This is a genomic window from Pararhodobacter sp., from assembly GCF_036802785.1.
Classification (GTDB): domain Bacteria; phylum Pseudomonadota; class Alphaproteobacteria; order Rhodobacterales; family Rhodobacteraceae; genus Pararhodobacter.
In genome coordinates, this window is the sequence record NZ_DAIRVN010000141.1 from 1 (window position 1) to 2,701 (window position 2,701).

Sequence of the window (2,701 nt, forward strand, 5' to 3'; positions counted from 1 at the left end):
CGCTGGGCGGGCGGATGGGCGCCGGTGAAAACACCCCGCCGCCCATCCGCCCGCCCAGCGTGATCGCCACCGCCGCCACCTTGAGCGCGGCGAAAACCACCGCCTCATGCAGCGCCAACCGCCCGGTCAGCGCCAGCGACGTGGTCTCGTAACCGATGCCGATCACCTGCGGAAACCAGACCGCCATCACCCCCACAATTGCCCCCGCCACCGCCGGGCGCAGCCAGCGCGGCACGCGGGTACGGGCCTGCAGCCGGTTGCCGATATCCTCAGCCCAGAAGATGGCGCGCATCATCACCACCGCCACCGCCCCCGCGACCAGCCCCAAAACCAGAAACGCAGGGATTTCCCAGTAAAACGCCACGCCCCCGGCCAGTGGCAGCGCGAATTCCGCCACGCCGCCATAATGCAGCCGGTTGATCACCGTGCCCGCCACCGAGGCGATGGCGATCGGCGCGAAAGCGTGCAGCGCATGGTGGCGCAGCACCACCTCCAGCGCAAAGACGGCACCCGCAATCGGCGCGTTGAACGAGGCCGAGACCGCCGCCGCCACCGCGCATCCCAGAAGGTCGCGCCCGGTGATGCCGCTGGCGCGGATGCGATCCGCCACCACCGTCGAGATCACGCCCGCCAGATGGACCACCGGCCCCTCGCGCCCCGATGAGCCGCCCGAACCCAGCGTGATCAGCGATGCCAGCGCCGAGGCAAGCCCCGCGCGCACCTCCACCCGCCCCCGTCCCAGCGCCGCGCCCTCGATCACATCGGCAACGGCGCGGGCGCGGGCATCGGGGGTGAAATGGTGCAGGATCAGCCCGACAACCAGGCCGCCGAGCGTGGGAATGGCCACCAGCGCATACCACGGCATGCCCGAAGCCGCCGCCAGAATCGCCCGGTCGTCAGCGCCGTAGAGCAGGGTCTGCAAGGCGTCGATCCCGGCGCGGAACAGGAGTGCCGCAAAGCCGCCCGCGATGCCGATGATCAGGGCGATCAGCCAGAACTGAAGCTGGCCCGGCCCGTGATGACGCAGCCGCCGCCAGCCCAGTCGCGCCTGCCGCCGCCAGGCCGGATGTTCCCTGGCCATGCGCTCGCCCATCGGCGTCCCTCCGTTCCGGCCTGTGCTGCCGCCACCATCGCTCTGCCTCAGCTTCGCGCAATGCCGCAGCGGGTGCAATCGCCCGCGCCCGCCGCTCTGGCGCTTATTGTGCGGGGGCGCTAGTCTCGCGCGCAAACCTGAAGACAACCGGAGCCCTGCATGCCCGCCAACGCCGCCACCACCGAAGCACTTGACGCCCTCGCCGCCCTGCTTGGCCCGCGCCTGAACCGCTCGCAATCCGACCGCGACCTGCACGGCCGCTCGGAAGGACATTTCCCGCCGATGCCGCCCGATGCTGTGGCCTATCCCGAGACCACCGCCGAAGTGGCGCAGATCGTGCAGATCTGCGCCGGGGCGGGGCTGCCGATGATCGGCTGGGGCGCGGGAACCTCGCTGGAGGGGCATGCGCTGGCCCCGCGCGGCGGGGTGACCGTCGATTTTACGCGGATGGACAAGGTGCTGCAGGTTCTGCCCGAGGATATGGTGGCGGTGATCCAGCCCGGCGTCACGCGGGAGGCACTCAATACCGAGCTGCGCGCGACAGGGCTGTTCTTTCCGGTTGATCCGGGCGCGAACGCAAGCCTTGGCGGCATGGCCTCGACCCGCGCCTCCGGCACCACGGCGGTGCGCTACGGCACGATGCGCGCGAATGTTCTGGGGCTGGAGGTGGTACTGGCCGACGGGCGCATCATCCGCACCGGCACACGCGCACCAAAATCCTCGACCGGCTATGACCTGACCAGTCTGTTCGTGGGGGCCGAGGGCACGCTGGGGCTGATCACCGAGCTGACACTGAAGCTGCACGGCCAGCCCGAGGCCATCAGCGCCGCCGTCTGCGCCTTTGATGACATGGCAGGCGCGGTGGATGCGGTGATCGCCACGATCCAGTCAGGTATCCCGATGGCGCGGATCGAATTCGTCGATCAGGCCTCGGCGGCGGCTTTCAACGCCCAGTCGCAGGCGGGGTGGGATGATGCGCCGCATCTGATGGTCGAATTCCACGGCTCCACCGCCGGAGTGGCGGAACAGGCGGCCCGCTTCGGCGAGATCGCCAAGGACTTTGGCGGCAGCGGCTTTCGCTGGGCCTCGAAACCCGAAGAGCGCAGCGCGCTCTGGGCGATGCGCCACAATGCCTACCGCACCATGCTCGCCGCCTATCCGGGCGCCTCGCCGATCACCACCGATATCTGCGTGCCCATCTCGCGGCTGGCCGAAGCGGTTGAGGAAACGGCCACGGAAATTGCCGCCAGCGGCATCCCGGGGCCGATCGTCGGTCATGTGGGCGACGGCAATTTCCACGCTCTGCTGTTGCCCCGGGCGGGCGATGCAGCGCAATGGGAGAGCGCACAGAAGCTGGCCGCCAACATGGCCAGACGCGCGCTCAGGCTGGGCGGGACGGTATCAGGCGAGCATGGGATCGGCATGGGAAAGACCAAATACATGCAGGCGGAACATGGGGATGCCTGGGCGGTGATGGGCGCGATCAAATCCGCGCTTGACCCGGAGGGACTGATGAACCCCGGCAAGCTGCTGCCCGGAAACTGAGCGGCGGGAACTGGGGAACGGGTCAGGGGGCGCGGGCCTCGGGGGCATCGAGCCCCCGCGGCC

The 2,701-nt window shown here is 69.6% G+C and carries 2 protein-coding genes; one reads left to right on the plus strand and one right to left on the minus strand.

Annotated features, from left to right (window positions below; translation table 11 throughout):
* Positions 1–1,093, minus strand: a 1,093-nt coding sequence (locus V7Q53_RS23270; RefSeq protein ID WP_333831415.1) for a chloride channel protein, incomplete at its 3' end; no start/stop codon positions are given.
* A 159-nt stretch (positions 1,094–1,252) separates the two neighbouring features.
* Between V7Q53_RS23270 and V7Q53_RS23275 the strand changes: the two genes are divergently transcribed.
* Positions 1,253–2,638 (plus strand): FAD-binding oxidoreductase, encoded by a 1,386-nt coding sequence (locus tag V7Q53_RS23275; RefSeq protein WP_333831417.1) that lies wholly within the window; start codon positions 1,253–1,255, stop codon positions 2,636–2,638.
* Positions 2,639–2,701 lie beyond the last annotated feature (63 nt).

What these genes read in the sequence shown, in the direction of transcription:
- V7Q53_RS23275 (WP_333831417.1), top strand. Translation starts at nt 1,253, where the DNA reads ATGCCCGCCAACGCCGCCACCACCGAAGCACTTGACGCCCTCGCCGCC.